The organism is Burkholderia sp. AU45251, from assembly GCF_030482905.1.
Classification (GTDB): Bacteria; Pseudomonadota; Gammaproteobacteria; order Burkholderiales; family Burkholderiaceae; genus Burkholderia; species Burkholderia aenigmatica.
This window is the reverse complement of the sequence record NZ_JAUJQH010000030.1, coordinates 48,113-75,058: the sequence shown is the minus strand read 5'-3', so window position 1 is coordinate 75,058 and position 26,946 is coordinate 48,113. Positions and strand designations below refer to the sequence as shown.

26 protein-coding genes are annotated in these 26,946 nt (G+C 65.7%); 3 read left to right on the top strand and 23 right to left on the bottom strand.

What is annotated here, in order from left to right:
* Nucleotides 1–146 (top strand): integrase core domain-containing protein (locus tag QZM67_RS34920; RefSeq protein WP_301810472.1); only part of this gene is annotated, 146 nt, incomplete at its 5' end.
* An 86-nt stretch (nucleotides 147–232) separates the two neighbouring features.
* Here the strand turns inward: QZM67_RS34920 and QZM67_RS34915 are convergent.
* The 17 genes from QZM67_RS34915 to ndk all read right to left on the bottom strand — a co-directional run bounded on the left by QZM67_RS34915 (nucleotide 233) and on the right by ndk (nucleotide 18,961).
* Nucleotides 233–2,149, bottom strand: coding sequence for a potassium transporter Kup (locus QZM67_RS34915; protein WP_089450607.1), 1,917 nt, complete (start codon nucleotides 2,147–2,149; stop codon nucleotides 233–235).
* Between the two features lie 276 nt (nucleotides 2,150–2,425).
* A complete protein-coding gene (locus QZM67_RS34910) occupies nucleotides 2,426–3,022 on the bottom strand; it encodes a phosphoribosyltransferase (RefSeq protein ID WP_011352251.1) in 597 nt (198 codons plus the stop codon).
* Nucleotides 3,023–3,029: 7 nt separating this feature from the next.
* Nucleotides 3,030–4,376 (bottom strand): adenylosuccinate synthase, encoded by a 1,347-nt coding sequence (locus QZM67_RS34905; protein ID WP_043188303.1) that lies wholly within the window; start codon nucleotides 4,374–4,376, stop codon nucleotides 3,030–3,032.
* A 113-nt stretch (nucleotides 4,377–4,489) separates the two neighbouring features.
* On the bottom strand, nucleotides 4,490–5,638 hold the full coding sequence (locus tag QZM67_RS34900) for an ATP phosphoribosyltransferase regulatory subunit (protein ID WP_122945545.1): 1,149 nt from the start codon (nucleotides 5,636–5,638) through the stop codon (nucleotides 4,490–4,492).
* Nucleotides 5,639–5,752: 114 nt separating this feature from the next.
* Nucleotides 5,753–5,944, bottom strand: a complete 192-nt coding sequence (locus QZM67_RS34895; RefSeq protein ID WP_006478685.1) for a DUF2065 domain-containing protein — start codon at nucleotides 5,942–5,944, stop codon at nucleotides 5,753–5,755.
* Nucleotides 5,945–5,980: 36 nt separating this feature from the next.
* Nucleotides 5,981–6,880, bottom strand: a complete 900-nt coding sequence (gene hflC, locus QZM67_RS34890; RefSeq protein WP_301810466.1) for a protease modulator HflC — start codon at nucleotides 6,878–6,880, stop codon at nucleotides 5,981–5,983.
* A gap of 15 nt (nucleotides 6,881–6,895) precedes the next feature.
* Nucleotides 6,896–8,230 carry an FtsH protease activity modulator HflK gene (gene hflK, locus QZM67_RS34885; RefSeq protein WP_301810463.1) on the bottom strand — a complete coding sequence of 445 codons (1,335 nt, stop codon included), beginning with the start codon at nucleotides 8,228–8,230 and terminating at the stop codon, nucleotides 6,896–6,898.
* 47 nt (nucleotides 8,231–8,277) lie between these two features.
* Nucleotides 8,278–9,453 (bottom strand): GTPase HflX, encoded by a 1,176-nt coding sequence (gene hflX, locus QZM67_RS34880; RefSeq protein WP_175021157.1) that lies wholly within the window; start codon nucleotides 9,451–9,453, stop codon nucleotides 8,278–8,280.
* Nucleotides 9,454–9,525: 72 nt separating this feature from the next.
* Entirely contained in the window at nucleotides 9,526–9,765 is a 240-nt protein-coding gene (gene hfq / locus QZM67_RS34875) for an RNA chaperone Hfq (protein WP_006399927.1), read from the bottom strand.
* Nucleotides 9,766–9,919: 154 nt separating this feature from the next.
* Nucleotides 9,920–11,257, bottom strand: a complete 1,338-nt coding sequence (der, locus tag QZM67_RS34870) for a ribosome biogenesis GTPase Der (RefSeq protein ID WP_051890220.1) — start codon at nucleotides 11,255–11,257, stop codon at nucleotides 9,920–9,922.
* A gap of 248 nt (nucleotides 11,258–11,505) precedes the next feature.
* Nucleotides 11,506–12,651, bottom strand: coding sequence for an outer membrane protein assembly factor BamB (gene bamB / locus QZM67_RS34865; RefSeq protein ID WP_175021145.1), 1,146 nt, complete (start codon nucleotides 12,649–12,651; stop codon nucleotides 11,506–11,508).
* A gap of 41 nt (nucleotides 12,652–12,692) precedes the next feature.
* A complete protein-coding gene (locus QZM67_RS34860) occupies nucleotides 12,693–13,322 on the bottom strand; it encodes a tetratricopeptide repeat protein (RefSeq protein WP_043188288.1) in 630 nt (209 codons plus the stop codon).
* A gap of 55 nt (nucleotides 13,323–13,377) precedes the next feature.
* Nucleotides 13,378–14,718 (bottom strand): histidine--tRNA ligase, encoded by a 1,341-nt coding sequence (gene hisS, locus QZM67_RS34855; protein ID WP_301810459.1) that lies wholly within the window; start codon nucleotides 14,716–14,718, stop codon nucleotides 13,378–13,380.
* A gap of 16 nt (nucleotides 14,719–14,734) precedes the next feature.
* Entirely contained in the window at nucleotides 14,735–16,039 is a 1,305-nt protein-coding gene (gene ispG / locus QZM67_RS34850) for a flavodoxin-dependent (E)-4-hydroxy-3-methylbut-2-enyl-diphosphate synthase (RefSeq protein WP_043188280.1), read from the bottom strand.
* 112 nt (nucleotides 16,040–16,151) lie between these two features.
* A complete protein-coding gene (locus QZM67_RS34845) occupies nucleotides 16,152–17,177 on the bottom strand; it encodes a helix-turn-helix domain-containing protein (protein ID WP_301810455.1) in 1,026 nt (341 codons plus the stop codon).
* Nucleotides 17,178–17,340: 163 nt separating this feature from the next.
* Nucleotides 17,341–18,480, bottom strand: a complete 1,140-nt coding sequence (gene rlmN, locus QZM67_RS34840) for a 23S rRNA (adenine(2503)-C(2))-methyltransferase RlmN (protein ID WP_043188276.1) — start codon at nucleotides 18,478–18,480, stop codon at nucleotides 17,341–17,343.
* 55 nt (nucleotides 18,481–18,535) lie between these two features.
* Nucleotides 18,536–18,961, bottom strand: a complete 426-nt coding sequence (ndk, locus tag QZM67_RS34835) for a nucleoside-diphosphate kinase (protein WP_011352265.1) — start codon at nucleotides 18,959–18,961, stop codon at nucleotides 18,536–18,538.
* A 249-nt stretch (nucleotides 18,962–19,210) separates the two neighbouring features.
* Between ndk and QZM67_RS34830 the strand changes: the two genes are divergently transcribed.
* The gene (locus tag QZM67_RS34830; RefSeq protein WP_006761414.1) at nucleotides 19,211–19,909 is read left to right on the top strand and encodes a Bax inhibitor-1/YccA family protein; all 699 of its coding nucleotides are present in this window, start codon (nucleotides 19,211–19,213) and stop codon (nucleotides 19,907–19,909) included.
* 64 nt (nucleotides 19,910–19,973) lie between these two features.
* Here QZM67_RS34830 and rlmD read toward each other — a convergent pair whose 3' ends face one another.
* Nucleotides 19,974–21,371, bottom strand: coding sequence for a 23S rRNA (uracil(1939)-C(5))-methyltransferase RlmD (rlmD, locus tag QZM67_RS34825; protein ID WP_301810451.1), 1,398 nt, complete (start codon nucleotides 21,369–21,371; stop codon nucleotides 19,974–19,976).
* Between the two features lie 219 nt (nucleotides 21,372–21,590).
* Here rlmD and QZM67_RS34820 point away from each other — a divergent pair, with 219 nt between their 5' ends.
* Nucleotides 21,591–22,445 (top strand): endonuclease/exonuclease/phosphatase family protein, encoded by an 855-nt coding sequence (locus QZM67_RS34820; RefSeq protein ID WP_301810471.1) that lies wholly within the window; start codon nucleotides 21,591–21,593, stop codon nucleotides 22,443–22,445.
* A 33-nt stretch (nucleotides 22,446–22,478) separates the two neighbouring features.
* On the opposite strand, the gene QZM67_RS34815 is transcribed toward QZM67_RS34820, so the two are convergent.
* Genes QZM67_RS34815 through surE form a run of 5 tightly spaced genes read right to left on the bottom strand, consistent with a single transcriptional unit; the run spans nucleotide 22,479 to nucleotide 26,942 of the window.
* On the bottom strand, nucleotides 22,479–23,255 hold the full coding sequence (locus QZM67_RS34815) for a 3'-5' exonuclease (RefSeq protein ID WP_043188263.1): 777 nt from the start codon (nucleotides 23,253–23,255) through the stop codon (nucleotides 22,479–22,481).
* Nucleotides 23,256–23,258: 3 nt separating this feature from the next.
* Nucleotides 23,259–24,347, bottom strand: coding sequence for an RNA polymerase sigma factor RpoS (rpoS, locus tag QZM67_RS34810; protein WP_089450612.1), 1,089 nt, complete (start codon nucleotides 24,345–24,347; stop codon nucleotides 23,259–23,261).
* 11 nt (nucleotides 24,348–24,358) lie between these two features.
* On the bottom strand, nucleotides 24,359–25,246 hold the full coding sequence (locus QZM67_RS34805; RefSeq protein ID WP_301810448.1) for a peptidoglycan DD-metalloendopeptidase family protein: 888 nt from the start codon (nucleotides 25,244–25,246) through the stop codon (nucleotides 24,359–24,361).
* Nucleotides 25,247–25,251: 5 nt separating this feature from the next.
* Nucleotides 25,252–26,184, bottom strand: a complete 933-nt coding sequence (locus QZM67_RS34800) for a protein-L-isoaspartate(D-aspartate) O-methyltransferase (protein WP_301810445.1) — start codon at nucleotides 26,182–26,184, stop codon at nucleotides 25,252–25,254.
* Entirely contained in the window at nucleotides 26,181–26,942 is a 762-nt protein-coding gene (gene surE, locus QZM67_RS34795; protein WP_301810440.1) for a 5'/3'-nucleotidase SurE, read from the bottom strand. Before surE ends, QZM67_RS34800 begins: the two co-directional genes overlap by 4 nt.
* Nucleotides 26,943–26,946: the final 4 nt, after the last annotated feature.

Genomic DNA, 26,946 nt, shown 5'->3' with positions numbered 1-26,946 from the left:
TCAAGGGGGAGTTCCTGCTGCAGCGTCCCGCTGACCTTGAACAGGCTGCCAAGATGGTCGAACAGTCGGTGCGCATCTACAACCACGAGCGGCCACATGCCGCCCTGAAATACAAAACGCCCGATGCAGTGCATCGGGCGTTTTAGCGTCTGGATACTGTCAACCTATTCCAGGACTTGACACTGCAGCGAACACGGTGCGCGGCCGGACGGCCCGCGCACCACACCGCACGTCAGATCTCGATCTTCGTGCCGAGTTCGACCACGCGGTTCGCCGGGATCGAGAAGAAGTCGGTCGGCTTCGCGGCATTCTGGTGCATCCACGCGAACACGCGCTCGCGCCAGATCGACATCCCGGGCAGATGCGTCGGCACGACCGTTTCGCGCGCGAGGAAGAACGACGTATCCATCAGCTCGAACGTCATGTCGTGCGTGCGGCCGAATTCCTCGAGCACCGCCTTCACGTCCGGCGTCTCGTTGAAGCCGTACTCGGCCTTGACGATGTACAGCCCGCCGCCCGCATCGCGCGAGGTCTGGCGCTTGTCGTCGCGCACGTACGGAATGTCGCGCGTGACGAACGTGAGGAAAATGGTTCGCTCGTGCAGCACCTTGTTGTGCTTCAGGTTGTGCAGCAGGCTGACGGGCACAAGCTTGTCGTTGCCGGTCAGGTAGATCGCGGTGCCCGACACGCGGTGCGGCGGATGCGCGAGCAGCCCCTGCAGGAACGGCTCGAGCGGGATACCGTCGGCCGCCGTGCGCTCCTTGACGATGTGACGCCCCTTGTACCAGGTCATCAGCAGGAAGAACAGCAGCGCGCCGATGCCGAGCGGCAGCCAGCCGCCCTGCGCGACCTTCAGCAGGTTCGCGCCGAAGAAGCCGAGGTCGACCGCGAGGAACACCGCGATGATCGCGCCGACCAGCAGCCGGTTCCAGTTCCACACCTTCACCATCACGACCGCGGCGAGCACGGTCGTGATCACCATCGTCGCCGTCACCGCGATGCCATACGCGGCCGCGAGGTTGTCGGAGCTCTTGAAGCCGATGACGATGCAGAGGATCACGAACAGCAGCAGCCAGTTCACGACCGGCACGTAGATCTGGCCGATCGCGAGTTCCGACGTATGCAGCACCTTCATGCGCGGCACGTAGCCGAGCTGGATAGCCTGCGACGTCAGCGAATACGCGCCCGAGATCACCGCCTGCGACGCAATGACGGTCGCGACCGTCGACAGCACGACGAGCGGCAGCAGCCCCCATTCGGGTGCCAGCAGGAAGAACGGGTTCTCGATCGCCTTCGGGTTCTGGATCAGCAGCGCGCCCTGGCCGAAGTAGTTCAGCACGAGCGACGGCATCACGAGCCCGTAGGCGGCTATCCGGATCGGCTTCGCGCCGAAGTGGCCCATGTCCGCGTAGAGCGCTTCCGCGCCCGTCAGCACCAGCACGACCGAGCCGAGCACGACGTAGGCCTGCAGCAGGTGATCGGCCATGAACGACGCCGCGTAATACGGATTGATGGCCGCCATGATGCCCGGCACCCGCGCGATGTGATACACACCGAGCGCCGCGATCACGACGAACCACACCACCATGATCGGGCCGAACAGCTTGCCGACCAGTGCGGTGCCGTGACGCTGGATCCAGAACAGCGCGATCAGGATCACGATCGTGATCGGCAGTACGAGGTGGGACAGGTGCGGCGTCGCGATTTCAAGACCCTCGACCGCCGACATCACCGAAATCGCCGGCGTGATCACCGCGTCGCCGTAGAACATGCAGGCGCCGAAGATGCCGAGCGCCATCAGTGCGCCCGTCACACGGGATTTCGAGTTGAGCGGCCGCAACGACAGCGCCATCAGCGCGAGCACGCCGCCTTCGCCGTTGTTGTCGGCCCGCATCACGAACAGCAGGTACTTGATGCCGACCACCAGGATGATTGCCCAGAACAGCAGCGAGATCACGCCGAGAATCGATCCTTCGGTGAGCGGAATGCCGTGTGCGGGGCTGAACGCCTCCTTGAGCGAATACAGCGGGCTGGTGCCGATATCGCCGAACACGACGCCGATGGCTGCTATCGCTAGCGCCCGCATCGAGTGTTGTTGCGTCGAATGCGGCGCGTGTGCTGCGTCGGTCGCTTGGATCGTGTCGTTCATATGAAGCGTAATAATCGGGTCCGGGTCGGACAAAACGAGCGCTATTCTACTCGCGCCCCCGTGAAACGCCGCCCTGCTCTGTTGCCGTGGAACCACGTAATCGACGCTGCGCATGCAATCCCGCGCAAGCTGTGGCAGGGCTGCCAATCATAGCCGCGGCAGCGCCGTCTGCCTACCGGATCCGCGGCGCGCGCAGCGCCGGCGCGCATGTCGCCCCAATGAAAAACGGCGCCGCAAGCGGCGCCGTACAAGGCTTTCCTTCGATCGGCCGGCCGCTTACGCGCCCGAACCGTCGCGCTGTGCGCGACCGCGCTTGATCCACGCCTCGAGGTTGTGCGGGCGAACCGTGTCCCACTCCTCGAACGGCTGATGAATCCACGGATTCGTCGGCAGAAACTGCGTGTGATAGTCGGGCTTGACCTTCGAGCACCCCTTGTACCAGAGCACGGCCGAACGCACGGCCGTCACCGACGGATAGCGCTCCTTCAGGTGCTCCTGCACGCGAGCGAGCGTGACACCCGAATCGACGAGATCGTCGACCAGCAGCACGTTGCCCGCCAGGTTGCCGCGCGTCATCGTGATGTACTGCGCGATGTCGAGATCGCCCTGCTCCGTGCCGGCCGCTTCCCGGTACGAACTCGTCGCGAGAATCGCGAGCGGCACGTCGTAGATGCGCGACAGTTGATCGCCGACACGCAGGCCGCCGCGCGCGAGGCACAGGATCTGGTCGAACTTCCAGCCCGATGCATGAACCTGGAGCGCGAGCAGCTCGATGAGACGGTGATACTCGTCCCAGCCTACCCACAGGTTCTTGTCGTCGTTGCGCGGATCAGTCATCAAGTCTGCCGCCGTCATCGTGATTTGCTGCGTCATCTGGAAATTACACCTTGAACGGATGGCGGAGCAGGATCGTTTCGTCGCGGTCCGGGCCCGTCGACACCATGTCGACCGGCACGCCAGCCACTTCCTGGACGCGGGTCAGGTAAGCCTGCGCATTCGCCGGCAGTGCTTCCCACGTCTTGATACCGACCGTGCTTTCCTTCCAGCCTGCAAACGTTTCGTAGACAGGCTCGCAACGCGCCACGTCGGCGGCGCCGCGCGGCAGGATGTCCGCATCCTTGCCGTCGATCTTGTAGCCGACGCACAGCTTGACTTCATCGAGGCCGTCGAGCACGTCGAGCTTCGTCATGCACAGGCCCGACACGCCGTTGATCTGGATCGAGCGGCGCAGCGCGGCCGCGTCGAGCCAGCCCGTGCGGCGCGGACGGCCGGTGACCGAACCGAATTCCTTGCCGACGTTCGCGAGCGTGACGCCGACCTGCTCCTGACGCTGCGGATTGTCCGCATCGTACAGTTCGCTCGGGAACGGGCCCGAGCCGACGCGCGTGCAATAGGCCTTCGTGATGCCGAGGATGTAGTTGAGCTTCTGCGGACCGACGCCTGCGCCAGCCGACGCCGCACCTGCGACGCAGTTGCTCGACGTGACGAACGGATAGGTGCCGTGATCGATGTCGAGCAGCGTGCCTTGCGCGCCTTCGAACAGCAGGTTCTGGCCCGCATTGTTCGCGTCGTACAGGCGGCGCGACACGTCGGCCACCATCGGCTTCAGGCGATCGGCATAACCGAGCATCGTGTCGAGCGTGGCCTGGAAATCGACGGCCGCGGCGCCCAGGTACTGGGTCAGCACGAAGTTGTGGAAATCGAGGTTTTCGCGCAGGCGGTCGGCGAAGGTCTTCGCGTCGAACAGGTCCTGCACGCGCAGCGCGCGGCGGCCGACCTTGTCTTCGTACGCGGGGCCGATGCCGCGGCCCGTCGTGCCGATCTTGCCCGCGCCCTTGCGCGCTTCGCGCGCCTGGTCGATCGCGATGTGGTACGGCAGGATCAGCGTCGTGGCTTCGGAAATGAACAGACGGTCGCGCACGTTCACGCCGGCTTCTTCCAACTCGCCGATTTCCTTGAACAGTGCTTCGGGGGACAGGACGACGCCGTTGCCGATGTAGCAGGCGACGCCTTCACGCATGATGCCCGACGGAATGAGGCGCAAGATCGTTTTCTTGCCGCCGATGATGAGGGTGTGGCCGGCGTTGTGACCGCCCTGGAAACGCACGACGCCCTGAGCGTGGTCCGTCAGCCAGTCGACGATCTTGCCCTTGCCTTCATCACCCCATTGCGTTCCCACGACGACGACATTGCGCCCGGGAGTCACGTTCACTGCGCTGGCAGACATGTTGATTCGTTAGCTGGTTAAAAACGTATTCTACCTATGTTCGCGGGCGATTCCGAATTTTTCCGTTTCGCTTCAACGATATGCACGCCGAAGCACGTCCCGCGAACGCCTGTTTATCGGGGTTCGACCACCCATGCACCGTTGCGCTCGACGAGCGAACGGTCGCAGGCAAACTCGTCGAGCACATGATCGTGGCCCGGCAGCGCCTGGATCACGACTTCACCCGCATCGCGCAGCGCGGCAACGGCCGCGCTCAGTGCGTCGTCCTGTGCCCACGGCGCGAGAATCGCGGTGCCGCGCGCCTCGACCGGCGAGATTCGCGCAAGCTCGCGCAGGTCGAGCGAGAAGCCCGTAGCCGGACGGGCACGGCCGTACGCCTGGCCGACGTGGTCGTACCGGCCGCCCCGCGCGATCGCGTTCGGCACGCCATCGATGTAGGCGCTGAACATCGCACCGCTGTGGTACGCGTAGCCGCGCAGGTCGCCGAGATCGATCGCCACTTCGACACCCTTCGCCTGCGCCGCGAGTTGCGCCAGATCGTCGAGCGCCCGCGTGATTTCGGGCAGCACCGGCAACCGCGCGCGTGCCTCGGCGAGCACGCTCGCATCGCCATAGAGATGCGGCAGCGCGCGCAGCGCGGCGCGCGTATCGGCGCCGAGATCGTCGGTGAGTTCGTTCAGCAGCGGCACGTCCTTGCCCGACAGCGCGTCGTACAGCGACTCGCCGCGCTCGGCAGCCTGCGCGTCGCGCGCCAGCAGTGCCGCGAGCACACCCGCGTGGCCGAGGTCGAGACGGATGCGCGACAGCCCCGCGAGATGCAGCGCGTCGAGCATCAGTTGCTGGATCTCGAGGTCGGCTTCCAGCCCGCCATGCCCGTAGATTTCGGCGCCGATCTGGATCTGCTCGCGCGTCGCGTGCAGGCCGCGCGGACGCGTATGCATCACGTGGCCCGCATAGCAGAGGCGCGTCACGCCCTGACGGTTCAATAGGTGCGCGTCGATCCGCGCGACCTGCGGCGTGATGTCGGCGCGCAGGCCGAGCGTGCGGCCCGACATCTGGTCGACCAGCTTGAAGGTGCGCAGGCGCAAGTCGGCGCCGCCGCTCGTCAGCAGCGACTCGAGATACTCGAGCAGCGGCGGCATCACCATTTCGTAGCCATACGAACGGAAGCGGTCGAGCAGCCTGCGGCGCAGCTCCTCGATCTTGCGCGCTTCCGACGGCAGTACGTCGGCGATATTCTCGGGAAGTAACCAGGTCGACATCGGTACGGTCCTACGACGGGAAACAGCGCGCGACACGCGCGCCGCGATGTGAATCGGAAATTCTGAATTCGGGCGGGACGAACGGCGGATGCGCCGTCCGGATCGGGTGTCCGGTCAGGTCGCGAGCAGCAGCAGTACGAGCCCGAGCACCATCACGATCAGCCCGCCGATCCGGATATGATGCGGCGGCCGCTCAGCTATTCTACGAAACGTGTCGCGCCAGGCGACGGGAAACACGAAGGGGAACGCCCCCTCGATGATCAGCATCAGCGCTACTGCGAGCAACAACGAGCCAGCCAGGTCCATGCGAGCGACGGCGCCGCTCGACGCGGCGCCCCAAGGTCAGTGTTTGCGGGGAGCAGGCGCCGCCGGTGCGGCACCGCCCGTCGGGCTGCGCATGAAGCGGAAGAACTCGCTGTCGGGATCGACGACGATGATGTCGTTGCGCTTGAACGTGTTCCGGTAAGCCTGCAGGCTCGCGTAGAACTGATAGAACTGCGGATCGCGACCGAACGCGTCGGCGGCAATCGTCGCAGCCTTCGCATCGCCCTCGCCCTTGATCGTCTGCGCGGACTTGTACGCGTTCGCGAGCACGGCCTGCTGTTCGCGTTCGGCATCGGCCTTGATCTGCTCGACGTCGGCCGCGCCTTGCGCACGCACCTGCGCCGCCTGATCGCGCAGCGCGCCGATCATCCGCTGATAGACGGCGTCGGTTTGCGCGGCAGGCAAGTCGACGCGCATCAGCTGGACGTCGACCACGTCGACGCCGAACCCGGACGCCTTCGCCTTCACTTCGTCGCGGGCCGCATCGGCGATCGCACGCTGGCCGCCGAGCGCGTCGTCGAGCGCGCGCTTGCCGAACGCGTCGCCGAGTGCGCTCTTCAGCGCGCCGGCCAGACGTTCGCCGGCTGCCGCCGGGTCGCCACCCGTCGCCGTGAAATACTTCATCGGATCGCTGATCCGGTATTTCACCGCATAGGCGACGAGCAAGTCGTGCTTGTCTTCCGTTGCCAGTTGCAGCGGATCCGACGACTCGCGCGATTGCAGGCGCGTGTCGATCAGCGTGGCCGTCTGCAGCGGCGGCGGCAACTTGAAATGGATGCCGGGGCCAGCCAGCTCGGGCTGCGCGCCGTCGCGCCCCGACAGCACGGCCGTGTGGCGCGGATCGACGGTAAGGACGGTCGACGATGCCGCGAAGGCAACGATCACGATTGCGACGACGAGCGCAATGATTCGGTTCATGTTCTGCGCTCCCCGTTACTTCAGATCGTCTTCGCGCGACCGGCTGCGAAACGCTTCGCGCGATCGCAGCACGTCGTTGCCCGACGCTGCCGACGCCGCACTCGCGGGTGCCGCTGTAGCCGGCGCGACGGCCGCCGGTGCCGACGCCGCATCGGGCGCGGATGCGCCAGTGGACGCCGCGGCGTTTTGCCGCCCCTGCTCGACGAGCTTGTCGAGCGGCAGATACACGACGCTGTTGCCGCCCTTGTTGCCGACGAACACCTTCGTCGCGTTCGAATAGATTTCCTGCATTGTCTCGAGATACATCCGCTCGCGGATCACCGCGGGCGCCTTCGAGTACTGCGCATAGACCTGCTTGAAGCGATCGGCATCGCCTTCGGCTTCCGTGACCACGCGATCGGCATACGCCTTCGCTTCGTCGACGAGCTTCGCGGCATCGCCCTGCGCCTTCGGCAGCAGGTCGCTTGCATACGCCTGTGCAGCACGCTTCGCGGCCTCGCGCTCGTCGCGCGCCTTCGCGACTTCGCCGTACGCGGCCTGCGTCTGCTCGGGCGCCGCCACGCTTTGCATCGTGACGGCCGTCACCTCGAGCCCCGACTGGTAGCGATCGAGATCGCGCTGGATCGCGGTGGACAGCTGCTCGCGCAGCGCGTCGCGGTCCTGGTTCAGCACGTCGGCCGCGCTGCGCGTACCGACGATCGCGCGTACCGCGGCCTGGGCGGCCTGCGAGACGCTGCGCTCGGGATCGACGCTGCGGAACAGGTAATCGGTCGCGGAACGGATCCGGTACTGGACGATGAAACGCACGTCGACGATATCGGCATCGCGCGTCAGCATCGCCGCTTCCTTCACGTTCGCGAGACGCACGACGTTGTTGCGGCCGATCTCGATCGAGCGGACCTGCGACGTATCGACGATTTCATGCGACGCGAACGGATACGGCGCGCGCCAGTGCACGCCCTGACCGACCGTGCCCGACAGCTTGCCGAGTTGCAGCACGACGCCCGTCTGGCCGTCCTGCACGACGAACAGCCCGCTGCCCGCGTAGACCGCGACCAGCACGCCGATCACGATGCCGACGCCGACTCGCGCGGCTCGCCCGTTGTCAGGACGGAAACCGTTGCCGCCCTTGCCGCCGAAAAGGCCGTTCAGGCGCCGGTTGAAGTTGCGCCACATCTCGTCGAGATCGGGCGGGCCATCGCCGTCGCCGCCTTGCGGCCGCTTCGATTCGTTCGCACGGGGACGGGATCCATCCTTGCCATTGCCTTCGCCGCGTCCCCAGCGGGGATCGTTGATCGACAGCAAGGCGCGCATCCGCCGCCAGGTACTCCGTTCGTTGTATTCGTTCACCAGAGTTTGTTCACCAGATTAGACGCCGGCGAACCGGCCGGGACCGGTTAGCGCCCGTGTTCGGAAATCGTGTGGTCTTCGTGTGGTTCAGCGGGAGCGCCGTCGAACGCGCCGTTGGGTAACGTCGCGCTGGAAAGGTGTTCCGCGGAGGCGATTTCGGCGATGGCGGCACGCAACGCGTCAAGACCCTGACCGGTGCGCGCGCTCAAAAAGACGCGCGAAATATTACCATACTCGTCCCGCTCGACCGCGTCGCCGCGGGCCGCCAGCTCAGGCACGGCGTCGATCTTGTTGAATACCAGCACCTGCCGGATCGTGTCCGCGCCGATCTCGTGCAGCACGCCGTTGACCTGCTCGATCTGTTCAAGCCTGACCGCGCTCGACGCATCGACCACGTGCAGCAGCAGATCCGCGTGGATCGTTTCCTCGAGGGTCGCGCGGAATGCGGCGACCAGTTGGTGAGGCAACTCGCGGATGAACCCGACCGTATCCGACACGACGATCTGGCCGACCTCGTCGCCGAGGTACACGCGACGCGACGTCGTGTCGAGCGTAGCGAACAGCTGATCGGCCGCATATGCCTGCGCTTTCGTCAGCGCATTGAACAGCGTCGATTTGCCCGCGTTCGTATAGCCGACGAGCGACACCGACATCGTGCCGCTGCGCGCACGCTGCCGGCGTTGCGTACTGTGTTGCCGGCGCAGCCGGTCGAGCCGCGACTTCAGCATCTTGATGCGCTCGCCGATCAGTCGGCGGTCGGTTTCGAGCTGCGTTTCACCCGGGCCGCGCAGGCCAATACCGCCCTTCTGACGTTCAAGGTGGGTCCATGCGCGAATGAGTCGCGTCGACAGATACTGAAGCTGTGCGAGTTCGACCTGCAGCTTGCCTTCGTGGCTGCGGGCGCGCTGCGCAAAGATGTCGAGGATGAGGCTGGTGCGATCGACCACACGCCTGTTAAGTGCCTGCTCCAGATTACGTTGCTGGGCTGGCGCCAGTGCGTGGTTGAAGATGACAATTTCGACGTTGTGCGCGTCGCAGGCGAGCCGGAGTTCTTCGGCCTTGCCGCTGCCGATGAACATCTTGGCATCGGGACTGGCGCGACGGCCTGTGAGGGTGACGGCGGGACGGGCCCCGGCGCTGGAGGCGAGAAGACTGAGTTCTTCGAGACTGGCTTCGAAATCGGTCTTGCCGAAATCAATGCCGACGAGCGCTGCGTTGATCAAATTTTCAGGTGTCAAGATAAGGCGGCTGGCATCGGTCGCTCGCGGCGACCGGATGCCGGCCGCTGCGATAGGTTAGGACGAGGCTTCCGCGTCCGGGTGGAAATTCACCGGGCGCGCCGGCACGACCGTCGAGATGGCGTGCTTGTACACCATCTGGGTCACCGTATTACGGAGCAACACGACGTACTGGTCGAACGATTCAATGTTCCCTTGAAGCTTGATGCCGTTAACGAGGTAGATCGAAACGGGAACGTGCTCTTTGCGCAGTGCGTTCAAAAACGGGTCTTGTAACAATTGCCCTTTGTTGCTCATGGCGTACTCCATCTTTTTTTGCAGGTTGATCTGGATTGGCGGCGAAGAAAAAGAGATCCGGCGCCAATCGCTACACTATAGCCGATTTTGCCTGGCCCGCCCGGGGCGTAGGCCTTGCGGCCAACCCCTTGCGGGACGCGTGAAACAGGCGTCTTCAGCTCTTGTCCGCGTACGGATTGTTCGACGAACGGAACTCTATGCGCAATGGAGTCCCTGTCAGTGAGAAAGTTTCGCGGAACCGGTTTTCCAGGTAACGCTTGTACGTTTCCGTCACGGCGTCGAGCGCGTTACCGTGGATCACGATGATCGGCGGATTCTGGCCGCCCTGGTGCGCGTAGCGCAGCTTCGGACGCACCGGGCCGCGACGGCGCGGCTGCTGGAACTCGACCGCCTCGATCAGCGCGCGCGTGAGCTTCGGCGTCGGCAGCTTCGCCATCGCCGCAGCGTATGCGTCGTCGACCGAGCGCATCAGCGTGCCGATGCCCGTCTTCTTCGTGGCCGAAATGAAGTGCGATTTCGCGAAGTCGAGGAATTTCAGCTTGCGGGTCAAATCCGCTTTCGCGCGTTCGCGCGCATGCTCGTCGAGCCCGTCCCACTTGTTGACGCCGATCACGAGCGCGCGGCCCTGTTCGACGACGAAGCCGGCGATGTGCGCGTCCTGGTCGGAAATGTCCTGCTGCGCATCCAGCAGAAGAATGACGACGTTCGCGTCGGAGATCGACTGCAGCGTCTTCACGACCGAGAATTTCTCGATCGCCTCGAACACCTTGCCACGGCGGCGCAAGCCGGCCGTATCGATCAGCGTGTATTTCTTGCCGTTACGTTCGAAGTCGACGTAGATCGAATCGCGCGTCGTGCCCGGCATGTCGAACGCGATCACGCGATCCTCGCCGATCAGCGCGTTCACGAGCGTCGACTTGCCGACGTTCGGGCGGCCGACGATCGCGATCTTGATGCCGCGCGACGGGTCGTTCTCGTCCTCTTCCTCCGGACGGTCCGCATACGCGACATCCAGCGCCTCGTTGATCATGTCGGTGACGCCGTCGCCATGCGCAGCCGAGATCGCGCGCGGATCGCCGAGCCCGAGCTCGTAGAAGTCCGTCGCGACCGCCGTGTACTTCATCCCCTCGGCCTTGTTGACGACGAGGAAGATCGGCCGGCCGGTCTTGCGCAGGTAGTCGGCGATCGACTTGTCCTGCGGCGCGAGCCCGTTGCGGCCGTCGACGATGAACACGACGACGTCGGCTTCCTCGACGGCCTGCCGCGTCTGGCGCGCCATCTCGTGCAGGATGCCGTCCTTCGCGACGGGCTCGAAGCCGCCCGTATCGACGACCAGGTACGGCCGCTCGCCGACGCGCCCTTCGCCGTAATGGCGATCGCGCGTCAGGCCCGGCAAGTCGGCAACCAGCGCATCACGCGAGCGTGTGAGCCGGTTGAACAGCGTGGATTTCCCCACATTGGGGCGCCCAACGAGGGCAATGACCGGTTTCATCTGTGTTTTCTACGGTGAAGCGCAGCAGCGGGAGGCCCGCTGCTGCGGGCGGCTGCGCTGAATGAAAATATCACGAATTCGCGCCGCGCCGGATGCGCGCGCCTGGCGCGCGTTGCGCGCCGTCGTCTTTCGTCTCGAACTGCCTTTCAAATACCGAGCGGCCGGGAGCACCGGCCGCCTTCAAATCGCGCGGCCGCGGTGCGCGGGACAAAGCCCGTCACACCACGGCCGCGCATGTTTCCTGCGCGTCAGCGCGGACGGAATCCGTACAGGCCGCCGTCCTTCGTTTGCACGACGAGCGTATTGCCCGCGAGGACCGGCGCCGCCGTAATCGCGCTGCCGTCGGTCTTCATCCGTGCGATGAAGCTGCCGTCTTCGCGCGACAGGAAGTGTACGAAGCCCTTGTAATCGCCCATCACGACCGCGTGCCCGAGCAGATACGGCACGCCGACGTCACGGCTCTTCAGCTTGTCGTTGCGCCACAGCTCGTTGCCCGAAGCGGCGTCGTACGCCGTCACGACCGACCAGTCGTCGCCGCCGGCGACCACCGAATCATCCTGCGCGAGACCGCTGCGGCTCGAGAACGCCTTTTCCCACAGCGGGCGGCCCGAGTTTGCATCGAAGCAGCCGAGCTGCCCCTGGAACGTCACCGCGCAGGCTTCCGCGCCCACGAGCGTCGGCGGACCGCTGACGTCGTTGATGCGTTCGACCTCGGTCACGCCCTTCGGAAACGACACCGGCGTCTGCCAGAACGGCTCACCCGTCTGCAGGTTGATTGCGACCAGCCCGCCGCCCGGGAAGCCCGCCAGCACCGCCGCGTCACCCGCGAACGTCATGCCGGCCGACACGCGCAGGTTCAGCGGCACCGCGCGGTTGCGGTAGTTCCACTTCTGCTCGCCCGTCTGCGCGTTGAACGCGATCACCTGGCCATCGATCGTGCGGATGACTACAAGGCCGTTGCCGACGAGCGGCGGCGAGAAGATCTCGCCCTGCACGCTGGTCTTCCACAGTTGCTTGCCGTCCGGGCCCAGCACGAACACGCCGCCCTTCAGCGCGCCGACCGCGGTCAGGTTGCCGTCGCTGCCGACACCGGCCGACAGGTCGGACCCGACCTTCGCGCGCCAGAGCGTCTGGCCCGTCTTCGCGTCGATCTTCTCGACCGAACCGTTTTCGCCCGCCGCATAGACGGCGTCGCCAACGGCCACCGGCGAGAACAGGTAGCGCCCGCCCTTGCCGACGCCCGCCTTCCAGACCTGTTGCACGTCCATCTGGGGCTTGAACTCGGTGAGCGGCGTCGGCACGCGGCGCGCATCCTTCGTCGACGAGCAGGCCGCCAATGCGAGGACAGCCGCCGCGCAGGCAACGGGCACAGCGTAACGTTTCAGCAAATTCATCGGTTAGCGAAGCAGAGTTAAGAGGTTGAGGGGACCAGGGTTCAGCCGCCGAGCGCGTCCAGCTTGAACTGAACGAGCTGGCGCGCAGACTGGTCGTCCTTCGACAGGCCGTCGAGCGCAAGCTTGTAAGCCGCGCGCGCATCGTCGGTCTTGCCTTGCGCAGCAAGCAGATCGCCACGGCGATCGGCCACGAGGCCCTTGAATGCATCGACCGGCGTACCCGACAGCAGCGCGAGGCCCGCGTCGTACGCCTTCTCGTCGAGCAGCAGCGCCGCGAGACGCAGCTTCGCGATCTGCTTGTACTCGTCATCCTTGGCGTGATCGACGGCCCATTGCAACTGCGCCTTCGCACCTGCCGCGTCGCCGGCCGCGTACAACGTCTTCGCGGCGGAGAGCGCCGTCATCTGCGCATACGGCGTGCTGCCGAACTTGTCTTCCATGTCGGCGGCCGCGCGGGCCATCGTCGCCTTGTCGTTCGCGGCGGCGGCCTTCTGGACCTGCTCGTACAGCCCGGACGCCTCGGCAGCCTGACGGCGCTGCCAGTAGTTCCAGCCGTTGAAACCGGCCGCGACGACGAGCGCCGCGAGCACGATCCACGTGGTGAGGTTACCCCAGCGGGCCCACCACGCCTTGAGACTTTCAATCGATTCTTGTTCGTCGTGATAACTCATCGGCGAGCGATTCCTTCCTGTTCAGGCCTTTCTTGTCGAGCGGATGCCAGCGCGATCAGTCGTCGCCGTCTTCGGCGGATGCAACCATCGCATTGATTAGGAATTCGGTCAAGCCTTCTACCGGTACGGTCTGCTGAACGTTCTTTTCCCCATCTCCGCCCGCACCGCGCAGCGCTTTCACGCCCACCGTCCCGTTCGCAACCTCTTCTTCGCCGAAGATCACCGCGAACGCGGCACCGCTTGCGTCGGCTCGCTTCATTTGCGACTTGAAGCTGGCCGGCGCACCGTCGGCGCTGCAGTGGAAGATCACGTCGAGGCCCGTATCGCGCAGGCGCTCGGCCGCGATGAACGCCTGTTCACGTGCGGTCTCGCCCTGGTGCACGACGTACACGTCGACACCTTCCTGCTTGGGCGCAAGATCCTCTTCCTTCAGCAGTTCGAGGATCCGCTCGATACCCATCGCCCAGCCGCACGCGGCGGTCGGCTTGCCGCCGAGCTGCTCGATCAGCGGATCGTAGCGACCACCGGCCGCAACCGTGCCCTGCGCGCCGAGCTTGTCGGTGACCCACTCGAACACGGTCAGGTTGTAGTAGTCCAGACCACGTACGAGACGCGGGTTGATCTTGAACGGGATGTTGTTCGCGAGCAGCAGGCGCTGCAGCCCTTCGAAGTGCGCGCGCGATTCGTCGCCGAGGAAGTCGATCAGCTTCGGCGCGTTCTGCGCGATTTCCTGCAGCGCGGGGTTCTTCGTATCGAGCACGCGCAGCGGGTTCGTATACAGGCGACGCTTCGCATCCTCGTCGAGCACGTCGGCGAACTGCTCGAGGTACTTGATCAGTTCGACGCGGTGCGCGGCACGCTCTTCGGCGAGGCCGAGCGAGTTGATCTCGAGCTTGATGCCGGTCAGGCCGAGGTCGTCCCACAGGCGCTGGCACATCATGATGATCTCGGCATCCGCATCGGGACCCGCAAAGCCGAGCGCCTCGACGCCGACCTGGTGGAACTGGCGATAGCGGCCGCGCTGCGGACGCTCGTGACGGAACATCGGGCCGATGTACCACAGGCGCTTCGGGCCGTCGTACAGCATGTTGTGCTCGATCGACGCGCGCACGACCGCCGCGGTGTTTTCCGGGCGCATCGTCAGGTTCTCGCCGTTCAGCGCGTCGGTGAAGCTGTACATCTCCTTCTCGACGATGTCGGTGACCTCACCGATGCCGCGCGTGAAGAGCTGCGTGTGCTCGACGATCGGCGTGCGGATGTTCTGGTAACCGTATGCGCGCAGCAGCGATTTCACGGTGGCTTCGAAGAACTCCCAAAGGCCGGCATCCTGCGGGAGGATGTCGTTCATGCCCTTGACGCCGGTGAGCTTCTCGATCTTGCGTTTTTGTTCAGTCATCGTGTGTGTGGACGAATTAGTTCGTGGCCTCAGCGCGGCCGTAATTGCGTGCGACGTAGTCGCTGACGATCTGCTGGAATTCCTCGGCGATCCGCTCGCCGCGCAGCGTCTTGACCTTCTCGCCGTCGATGAAGACGGGTGCGGCCGGGTTTTCGCCCGAGCCCGGCAGGCTGATGCCGATGTTCGCGTGCTTCGATTCGCCCGGGCCGTTGACGATGCAGCCCATCACCGCGACGTTCATTTTCTCGACGCCCGGATATTCCTTGCGCCAGACCGGCATCTGCTCGCGCAGGTAGGTCTGGATCTGCATCGCGAGTTCCTGGAACAGCGTGCTCGTCGTGCGGCCGCAGCCCGGGCACGCGATGACCATCGGCGCGAACGAGCGCAGGCCCATCGTCTGCAGGATTTCCTGGCCGACGATCACCTCGCCCGTGCGCGGCGCGCCCGGTTCCGGCGTCAGCGAGATGCGGATCGTGTCGCCGATCCCTTCCTGCAGCAGCACGCCGAGCGCGGCCGTCGACGCGACGATGCCCTTCGAGCCCATGCCCGCCTCGGTCAGCCCGAGGTGCAGCGCGAAGCCGCAGCGGCGGCCGAGCTCGCGGTACACGGCGATCAGGTCCTGCACGCCGCTGACCTTGCACGACAGCACGATGCGGTCGCGGCCGAGGCCCAGTTCGACCGCACGTTCGGCCGAGCCGATCGCCGACTGGATCAGCGCCTCGTACATCACGCTCTGCGCATCCCACGGCTGCGCACGCGCGCCGTTCTCGTCCATCATGCGCGCGAGCAGATCCTGGTCGAGGCTGCCCCAGTTCACGCCGATCCGCACCGCCTTGTCGTACTTGGCGGCCGCTTCGATCATCAGCGCGAACTGCGTGTCGCGCTTCGCGCCCTGGCCGACGTTGCCCGGGTTGATCCGGTACTTCGACAGCGACTCCGCGCAGCCCGGGTAGTCGCGCAGCAGCAGGTGGCCGTTGTAGTGGAAATCGCCGACGAGCGGCACCGTCACGCCCATCCGGTCGAGCTGCTCGCGGATCGCCGGCACGGCGGCCGCGGCCTCGGGCGTGTTGACCGTGATGCGCACCAGTTCGGAGCCCGCATTCGCGAGATCCTTGATCTGGATTGCCGTGCCGATCGCGTCGGCCGTGTCGGTATTCGTCATCGACTGCACGCGCACCGGCGCGTCGCCGCCGATCGTCACGAGCTGCCCGCCCCAACGGACATCCACCGCATGCGATACGCGGCGCGGCTGATGCCCGCCGAACACCGGCTCGGTTGAACAAATCTGACTGCTGCGTGGGGATTGAGCTTCGGATTGCATCGATAGATCCATTTACGCGGAATGCGCCGCGGCGCGGCGCATGAATTGAAAAAGCGCCGTGCCCTCACGGCCTGCCGATATCGACGACAGGCCTTCGCCACGGCGCTTGACGTCAGGGCAACGTGAACCGCGCCACATTACCCCGCGCTGCCGAATATTTTGCCGGATCGACAGGTTTTCCGTCGAACGCAACCGTATCGAGGCCTGCCTTGTTGCCGATCGTGACCTTGAACGGCCCGTCGCCAGCGACCTGCTTCGCCTCGCCGCCGTGCACCAGCCCGGAGAACAGCTCCTTGCCGCTCTTGTCGCGCACGCTGAACCAGCTGTCCTGCTTGACCTTCAGCTCGATCATCGACTGGCCGGCCGCCACCACGACACTCGCCGGCTGGGCCGGCGCGGCGGCGCTGGCCGCCGTCGTTGCCACGACGGGCTGCGATGCAGCCGCCGTCACGACCGGCGCCACGGGCGCAGGTGCCGGAGCAGCCGACGCAACGACCGGCGCCGGGGCGGCAGAAGCAGCAGCCGGGGCCGAAACCTCATTCGCGACCACGGCAGACGCACCGCTCGATGCCGCCTCTTCGACTGACGACGAGGATGCCCCCGGTACGCTCGCGGCCGACGCATGCTCCGCGTCGCCGCTCTTGAAACGCGCAAGCAGGCTGGCCGAATCGCCGCCAGTGTGCCACATCAGTACCGCAACCACCGCGACGACGACGATCGCCGTGCCCCACAGCCACGGGTGATGCCGCGACGACCCGCCCAGCGGAATCGACACGCGACCGCGCGGCAGATCCGTCCCCGACGACGCGGGCATCGACAGGTCGACTTCCGGCACCCCGCGCTCACGGCGCAACGCCTGCGCGAACGGTTCCGGATCGACGCCGAGCATCTTCGCGTAGCTACGCACGACGCCGAGCGCAAACGTCACGCCGGGCAAATGGCTGATGTCGCCAGCCTCGAGCGCCCGAAGCTTCGGCGGTGCGACCTTGAGTCGCGCCGACACGTCGTCGACGGTCCAACCCCTCGCCTCCCGAAGCTGCGCCAGCCGGCTGCCGACCGCCGCAAGCGATTCCAACCCTGCCGGTGCCGGCTTCGCGCCATTCGTCTCTGCGCCGTTAGACGGCTGCGGCTCACTCATCCTTGTCCTCGCGTCGATTCTTCTTCACTGGCGGCCGCCGCCGGTTCCTGCCGGCAGCACCCGCAACTGTCCATACCATGCGCGACGCCGAGGCGCCGCGACCGATCGCTATTCGCGTGTTGTACCGCCAAAAGGTCCTGGCATCCCCGGCCAGGCGTCCATGTCAAACCGACCGAACTTCGATGATTTTCCCTGCCACACCCGTTCGTTCCGCGAGGCGCGTGCGGTCCTTCACTGCGCCGGCCAGCTGGCCGCACGCGGCATCGATGTCGTCGCCGCGCGTCTTGCGCACGGTCGTGACGACACCCGCGTCGAGGAGAACCTGTGCAAAGCGCTTGATCTGCTCCGGCTTCGAGCGGATGAGGCCCGATTCCGGAAACGGATTGAACGGGATCAGATTGAACTTGCACGGCACGTCGCGCGTGACGGCCAGCAGTTCGCGCGCATGCGCTTCGGTGTCGTTGACGCCGTCCAGCATGCAGTATTCGAAAGTAATGAAGTCGCGCGGTGCGACTTTCAGATAACGCTGGCAAGCGGCCATGAGCTCGCGCAGCGGATACTTCTTGTTGAGCGGCACCAGCTCGTCGCGCAGCGCATCGTTCGGCGCGTGCAGCGAAACGGCCAGCGCGACCGGCAGCTCGGCGCCGAGACGATCCATCATCGGCACCACGCCGGACGTCGACAGCGTGACGCGGCGGCGCGACAGGCCGTACGCGTTGTCGTCGAGCATCAACCGCATCGCCGGCACGACCGCGCTGTAATTCAGCAGCGGCTCGCCCATGCCCATCATCACCACGTTGGTGACGACCCGTTCGGCCTTGCCGTTCGGGCCGGGCGCGCGGCCCAGCGACGCTCGCAACGCAAATTCGGCCATCCGTAGCTGGCCGATGATTTCGGCTGTCGACAGGTTGCGGGAAAAGCCCTGCTTGCCCGTCGAACAGAAGCGGCAGTTGACCGCACACCCGGCCTGCGACGACACGCACAGCGTGCCGCGCGTCTCTTCCGGGATGAACACGGTTTCGACCGCATTGCCGTTTCCGACGTCGATCAGCCACTTGCGCGTGCCGTCGGCGGAAACGTGATCGCTGGCGATCTCGGGCATGCCGATCGACGCGCGGCCCTTGAGTTTTTCTCTCAAGGACTTCGCGAGGTCGGTCATGCCGTCGAAATCGCCAGCGTTGTACTGATGGATCCAGCGCTGCAACTGCTTGGCGCGGAACGGCTTCTCGCCGAGGCTGCCGCAGTACGCGACAAGACCCTCGGCATCGAAGTCGAGAAGATTGACGGAAGTTTCGCTCGTCATGATGTGCTGCCTTGCCGCGTGCGCTGAATCCTGCCTACTTGCTGCCAGCCAGGGCTTAGCGCGAGTAAACGTTCATTTCCGGGAAGAAGAACGCGACTTCGACCGCTGCCGTTTCAGCAGCGTCCGAGCCGTGAACGGCGTTCGCGTCGATGCTGTCGGCGAAGTCGGCGCGGATCGTGCCCTTTTCTGCCTTCTTCGGATCCGTCGCGCCCATCAGGTCGCGGTTCTTCAGGATCGCGCCTTCACCTTCCAGAACCTGGATCATCACCGGGCCCGAGATCATGAAATCGACGAGGTCCTTGAAGAACGGACGCGCTGCGTGAACCGCGTAGAACTTCTCTGCGTCAGCACGCGACAGGTGTGCCATGCGCGATGCGACGATCTTCAGGCCGGCGCCTTCGAAACGGCTGTAGATCTGGCCGATCACGTTCTTTGCCACCGCATCCGGCTTGATGATCGACAGGGTGCGCTCGATTGCCATAAAAACTCCAAAAAATTAAGAAGTTACAGGTTCAAATGAATCCGCTATTGTAGCACGATCCCGTGTATCATTGCGATTGAACCCTTACACGCATGAAAGGTTCAGAATCCATATGTTTTGTGCCGCCCGGCCATTGAAACCTCCCGGCACGGAACGTATCTTAGCCATAGCTGCTCCGGTTTGCTGCGCCGCACACCGCGCGCGCCGAACCGGCCCCGGACGCCCATGCGTTCAATGTTAGGAGAAACCATGAACGACTATCCGTACAATTTCGGCCGCGGCGGTTCCGTCAGCACCGCCGAGGTTCGCAACCGCGTGCTGCGGAACACGTACTGGCTGCTCGCGCTGTCGATGGTGCCGACCGTGCTGGGCGCCTGGGTCGGCGTCGCGACGGGCTTCTCGCTGTTCGCGGCCACGAGCCCGATGATGAGCCTGCTCGCGTTCTTCGCGATCGCGTTCGGCTTCATGTTCGCGATCGAGCGGACGAAAAACAGCGCGGCCGGCGTGTTCGTGCTGCTCGGCTTCACGTTCTTCATGGGCCTGATGCTGTCGCGGCTGCTGAGCTTCATCCTCGGCTTCTCGAACGGCCCGTCGCTGATCATGCTCGCGTTCGGCGGCACCGGCATCATCTTCGCCGCGATGGCGACGATCGCCACCGTCAGCAAGCGCGACTTCTCGGGGCTCGGCAAGTGGCTGTTCATGGGCGTGATCGTGATCCTGCTCGCCTCGGTCGCGAACATCTTCCTGCAACTCCCGGCGCTGATGCTCACCGTGTCGGTACTCGCGATCGCGATCTTCTCCGCGTACATGCTGTTCGACGTCCAGCGCGTCGTGAACGGCGGCGAGACGAACTACATCTCGGCCACGCTCGCGATCTACCTCGACCTGTACAACGTGTTCACGAACCTGCTCGCGCTGCTCGGCATCTTCGGCGGCAACCGCAACTGACGTTCGCCACGCAACATGAAAAAACCGGCCCGCGGCCGGTTTTTTTTCGTCCGCCGCCCGGCGTTCAGTCGCGCTCGAACAGCGCGATCGATTCGACGTGCGACGTATTCGGGAACATGTTCACGACACCGGCGCCCTTCAGGCGGTAGCCGGCCTCGTGCACGAGCAGGCCCGCGTCGCGCGCCAGCGTCGACGGGTTGCACGACACATAGACGATCCGCTTCGGCAGCGGGCCCTCACCGCTCTGCGCGATCTCGGCCAGCGCCTTCGACACCGCGAGCGCGCCTTCGCGCGGCGGGTCGATCAGGAACTTGTCGAATGCGCCGAGCGCACGCATGTCGTCGCCCGTCACTTCGAACAGGTTCCGGCACGCGAACATCGTGTGGCCGTCGACACCGTTCTCGCGCGCATTCGCCAGCGCGCGCGTCGTCAGCGTGTCGCTGCCCTCGATGCCCATCACTTCGCGCGACAGCCGCGCGAGCGGCAGCGTGAAGTTGCCGATCCCGCAGAACAGGTCGAGCACGCGATCGTCGCGCGACGGCGCGAGCAGGCGCAGCGCACGGCCCACCAGCACGCGGTTGATCTGATGGTTGACCTGCGTGAAGTCGGTCGGCTTGAACGGCATGCGGATACCGAATTCCGGCAGCGTGTAGTCGAGCGACACGTCGAGCGGATAGAACGGCGCCACCGTATCGGGGCCCTTCGGCTGCAGCCAGAACTGCACCTTGTGCTCGTCCGCGAACGCGCGCAGCAACGCCTCGTCGTCCGCGTTGATCGGCTCCAGCACACGCAGCACGAGCGCGGTGACTTCCGAGCCGACCGCGAGCTCGATCTGCGGCATCCGATCGCGGATCGACAGCCCTTCGACGAGCCGGCGCAGCGGCACGAGCATCGCCGACACATGCGGCGGCAGCACTTCACAGCTCGTCATATCGGCAACGTAGCTGCTCTTCTTCTCGTGGAATCCGACCAGCACGCCGCCCTTCTTCGCGACGTTGCGCACGGTCAGGCGAGCACGGTAGCGATAGCCCCACGACGGGCCGTGGATCGGCGCGAACATCGTTTCCGCGCGCAGCTTTGCCAGGTGCCACAGGTTGTCTTCGAGCACGCGCTGCTTGACCGCTACCTGCGCGCGCATGTCGAGATGCTGCATCGAACAGCCGCCGCAGGTGCCGAAGAACGTGCACTTCGGCTGCGTGCGCATCACGCTCGGGCGCAGAATGTCGACAACCGTCGCCTGCTCGTAGCTCGGCTTGCGGCGGAAGCTCGAATAGGTCACGCGCTCGCCCGGCAGCGCCCCCTCGACGAAGATGACCTTGCCCGGCTCACCGTCCTCGGTGATCGTGCGGCCGACACCGCGCGCTTCCATGTCGAGCGATTCGATCTCGAGAACCGGGGCGGGCCCGGGCGCGACGGGCGCATTTCTTGATTTGCGCGCAGAAGTGGGGACGGCTTCGGACACCAGCTTTTCCTGACAAACGTTGAAGAAGGCGAGATTGTAGACGACGAAGGCCTGCATCGCCCGCTTTGCATGACGCAAGCGTCGATACTTAAGCATAGACGCCCCGGCATTGCGCGGGAGCGGCCACACAGGCGGCCCGGGAGCACCCGCGGCCGGGGCGACCGCGGAGCCGGTCAGGACCCGTCCTCGCCCGCAATCCGCCCGACAGGAGATTCGACCATGCGACTGATCGACTGGAACATCCAATGGGGTCGGGACGCGGACGGCGTCGTCGATCTTTCGCGGACCGTCGCGGCAATCCACGAGCTCGGCAACTTCGACGTGCTATGCCTGCAGGAAGTCACGCGCGGCTTCGGCGCACTGCCCGGCCGGCCCGGCAACGACCAGTTCGCCGAACTCGCAGCGCTGCTGCCCGGCCATACGATCGTCGAAGCGATCGGCGCCGACCTGCCGCCCATCGAAGCCGGTGCACCGCGCCGCCAATTCGGCAACGCGATCGCGACCCGGCTCCCGGTCGGGCGCGTGCTCCGCCAGTTGCTGCCGTGGCCGGCCGACGCCGGCGTGCCGTCGATGCCGCGCGTCGCGCTCGACGTCGAGCTGCAGGCGCCCTTCGGGCCGCTGCGGGTGATCACCACGCATCTGGAATATTATTCGGCGCGCCAGCGGCTCGCTCAGGTCGATGCACTGCGCGACCGGCATCGCGAGGCCTGCGCGCACGCGGCACGACCGGCGCCCGCCGAAACCGCCGAGGGGCCATTCAGCGCGACCGGCCAGCCGTGCGATGCGATCGTCTGCGGCGATTTCAACAGCGCATTCGGCAGCGATGCCTATTGCCGATTCCTGGAGCCGATCGCAGACGCGCCGCGTTTCGTCGACGCATGGGTCGCTCGGCACCCCGGCCGCACGCCACCGCCGACGGCGGGCGTCTACGATACGGTGCAATGGTCGGAGGGGCCGCTCGCGTGCGACTTCGTGTTCGTGACCGATACGCTACTGCCGCGCGTCACCCGCTGCGAGATCGACGGCGATGTGCGCGCGTCGGATCACCAGCCGGTGCTGCTCGAACTCGATTGATCGCGACGCCGGCCGCGGCGCGCCCCGCCCGCGCTACGCGTCGAAGCCGGCCAGGTATTCGGCCCAGTGCGACGCAGGCTCCTGTGCAAGCGAGTTCTTCACGAGCAGGATTTCATCCGCGTATTCGCTCGGCGTGAGGCCGCCGCGCATCAACTGGAACCGGCAATACAGCAGGTAGGTATTGACGACATCGGTTTCACAATAGTTGCGGATTTCCTCGATCTGCCCGTTCTGGAACGCCGGCCACACCTGGCTGCCGTCCATCCCGAGCTTGCCCGGAAAGCCGCACATCTTCGCGAGCGCGTCGAGCGGCGCGTTTGCACGTGCCTGGTACATCGCAAGCACATCCATCAGGTCGGTATGCCGCGAGTGGTAGCGCGAGATGTAGTTGTTCCACTTGAATTCGCGATCGTCTTCGCCGAGATCCCAGTAGCGGGACGCGGGGATGCCGTGCACGAGCGCGCGGTAATGGAGCACCGGCAGATCGAAACCGCCGCCGTTCCACGACACGAGCTGCGGCGTGTATTTCTCGATCACGCGGTAGAACGACTGGATCAGCGTCGCCTCGTTGTCCTGCATCGTGCCGAGCGAGCGCACGCGAAAACCGTTGTTGTCGCGGAACACGCACGAGATCGCTGCGATACGCTGCAGGTGGTGCGGCAGGAAATCGCTACCGGTCTTCTCGCGACGGGCGGCGAACGCATGCTCGGCCACCGCGGCATCGTCGAGCGTCGCAGGCAGGTCTTCCAGACGGCGAATGCCGTCGACATCGGGAATCGTCTCGATGTCAAAAACAAGAATCGGAGTCATCAGTTACAGAACGGCGTCCTTGCGCACGCCGTTGGAGGCAAAAAACCGCTTGAGGCGCACCAGCGCTTCCTGCTGGATCTGGCGCACGCGCTCGCGCGTGAGCCCCATCTCGTCGGCCAGTTCCTCGAGCGTCGCCGGTTCGATGTGGTTCAGGCCGAAGCGGCGCTCGATCACATGGCGATGCTTGTCAGACAGCCGCGACAGCCACGCGCGCGTCAGCGTCTCGAGCTCGCGGTGTTGCACCTCGGCGTCGGGCGACTGGCTCTGGTCGTCGGGCAGCAGGTCGAGCAGGCTGCTCGCAGGGTCGAGGTCGAGCGGCGCGTCAAGCGACGCCGTGTGCTCGTTGAGCGCGAGGATATCGGTGACTTCCTCGGCGGTCTTGCCGGTGAGATAGGCGATGTCGTCGATGCTGGCTTCCCGGCGCTCGGCCGCTTCGCCCGTCGACATCGAATTCTTTTCGAGGTGGCGCTTCGCGCGCAACACCTGGTTCAGCTCGCGGATCACGTGCACGGGCAGGCGCACCGTGCGGGCCTGGTTCATGATCGCCCGCTCGATGCTCTGCCGGATCCACCACGTCGCGTAGGTCGAAAAACGAAAGCCGCGCGTCGGGTCGAATTTTTCGATCGCGTGCATCAGGCCGAGGTTGCCTTCCTCGATCAGGTCGAGCAGCGGCACGCCACGGTTCAGATACCCCTTCGCGATGCTGACGACGAGGCGCAGGTTGCGCTCGATCATCACCTGCCGCGCCTCGAATTCGCCGGCCTTGGCCAGACGCGAATAGCGCTGCTCCTCCTCGACGGTGAGCAGCGGCTTCACGCTGATGCGGTTCAGGTAATGCTGGATCGTGTCGGCCGTGAGCTCGGCCTGCAGCATCGTGCGGAAATCGTCGACGTCGGGCGCCGCCTCCGGGCGGCCTTCGCGCTCATCGTCGCCACCGTCCGCGTCGGCGTCGCGTGCCTCGAGGTCACGCTCGTTGTCCGCGACGTCGTCTTCGTCGTCCGTCGAAGCACCAGCTCGCCCCACCGACGCTTGCGTGGCACGACTGATCTTCTCAGACTCGGCTTGCGGCTCGTGGCGCTTCGATTTCGGCATGGTCGTCTCGGTTATTGAGGCGGCAAATACTTCAGCGGATCGACAGGTTTACCCTGCCGGCGAACCTCGAAATGCAGCATCACGCGGTCGGAATCGCTGTTCCCCATCTCGGCGATCTTCTGCCCCTTCGTTACCGCGTCCCCCTCTTTTACCATCAAAGCGCGATTGTGTGCATACGCCGTGAGGTAAGTTGCATCGTGCTTGATGATAATGAGGTTGCCGTAGCCGCGCAGGCCATTGCCGGAGTAGACGACGCGGCCATCGGCCGCCGCCTTCACGGTCTCGCCGACCGTACCGCCGATATTGACGCCCTTGTTCTTCGCGTCGTCGAAACCATTCAGCACGGGACCGCGCGCGGGCCACGCGAACGTCACGGGGCCGCTCGGCGCGGCGGCCGTATCGCTCGATGCGGCGGCCGCGGCAGGCGGCGGCGCAACCGAGGACGACGTGCCGGCGGACGGCGTTGCCGGGCCGCTGCTGAGCGGCGCGGTCGCAACGGCTGCGCCCGCGATCGGTGCGGCGACCTGCGTGCCCGCAACGGCGGCACCGGCCTGCGGCGAAACGCGCAGCAGCTGGTCGACTTCAATCTGATTCGGGTTCGCCAGGTTGTTCCATGCGGCGATGTCGCGATAGTTCTGCCCGTTTTCGAGTGCGATCCGGTACAGCGTGTCGCCCGGCTTCACCCGGTAGTAACCCGGTGGCGCAGGGGGAAGCGGCGCCGCGGGCTGCGCGGTGCCGGTCGTGCCGAGCGAACCGGAGCGATCGACGACGGGCGCGTTGTCGAGCCGCGTCGCACAGGCGGCCAGTAGCGTGGAGAACGCAGCTACGCAGATCGCGCGCTGGGCGAGCGTGAGCGGTTCCCTGGAACGGTTGTTTTGCATCGCGCGCAACATACTCATCGGTTTCAAATTACTCCGGATTTTAAAGGGACAAAGAAAACGCGATCAAGCCGTGACTCTCTCCATTGCGCGTGCGCGACGCGCTCGACGAGCGTAAGCACCTGGTGCTGCCCGCTCTGCGCGCCGACCGGCGCGACGAGCCGCCCGCCGATCGCGAGCTGCTCGAGCAGCGCCTGCGGCACGTCGAGCCCCGCCGCCGCGATCACGATCGCGTCGAACGGGGCCGCGGACGGCAGGCCGACACGCCCGTCGCCGTAGTGCAGACGGATGTTCGGCACGCGCAGCGGCCGCAGGTTCAGCTTCGCGCGCTCGTAGAGCGGCTTGATGCGTTCAATCGAATACACGTCGCGTGCCACGTGGCTCAGCACGGCGGCCTGGTAGCCGCAGCCCGTGCCGATCTCGAGGACGCGCTCGAGTGTGCGGCCGGCCATCGCGAGCTCGATCATGCGCGCGACAACCGACGGCTTTGAAATGGTCTGCTGATGGCCGATCGGCAGCGCCGAATCCTCGTAGGCCTGCGTCGCAAGCCCGGGATCCACGAACAGGTGACGCGGCACTGCCGCCATCGCTTCCAGCACGCGCGCGTCGGTCACGCCGTTCGCGCGCAACCGTTCGACCATCCGTTCGCGCACACGTTCCGACGTGAGCGCGAACGCGCCGGCCGGCGCGACGCTCGGCGCGGCCGGCTTCGGCATCGCCGGCTTCAGCGCGGTCGGCTTCGGCGCGGTCGCGGGCTTCGCGGCCGCGGAGCCAGGCAACGCCGTGCGCGCCGCAGCAGGCTTCACCGCAACCGGTTTCAGCGCGGCGGCGGGCTTGTCGGCGGCCTTCGATACCGCGACCGCCGCATGGCGTTCGCCGGCCCGGCCTTCCGACTTGCGTGGCGCTCGCTTGAGATCTTCGAGCGCGAGCGGGAACCGCTTCGCGCGCTCGCCGCTCATGAAGCCCGCCCTCCGGCGCGCGCCCATTCGCGCGTCGCGGGAAGCATCTGCGTATGCGTGAGGTCCAGCTGCAGCGGCGTGATCGACACGAAACCGTTTGCGACCGCGTGGAAATCGGTGCCTTCGCTGGCGTCCATCGCTTCGCCCGCCGCGCCGATCCAGTAGATCGGTTCGCCGCGCGGGTCGGTCTGGCGAATCACCGGCTGCGACGGATGACGCTTGCCGAGGCGCGTGACCTTCCAGCCTTTCAGTTCGTCGTAAGGCAGGTTCGGAATGTTCACGTTCAGCAGCGGCTGGCCCGGCAGCGGATGCGCAAGGTAGTGCTCGACGATTTCCGCGGCGACGCGCGCGGCGTCCGCCAGATGAGCCCAGCCCTTGTCGGCCAGCGAGAACGCAATGGCCGGCACGCCGAACATGATGCCTTCGGTGGCGGCCGCAACTGTCCCCGAATAGAGCGTGTCTTCGCCCATGTTCTGGCCGTTGTTGATCCCGGAAACGACGAGATCCGGCCTGGCGTCGGCCATCCCGGTCAACGCGACGTGCACCGAATCGGTCGGCGTGCCGTTCACGTAGAAGAAACCCGTACTCGCCGCGCGCTGCACCGACAGCGGCCGCGACAGCGTGAGGGAATTCGACGCGCCGCTGCAGTTCTGCTCGGGCGCGATCACCGTGAGCTCGGCCAGCGGCTGCAGCGCGTCGCTGAGCGCGGCGAGACCGGGGGCGAGATAGCCGTCGTCGTTGCTGAGTAGGATTCGCATCCGG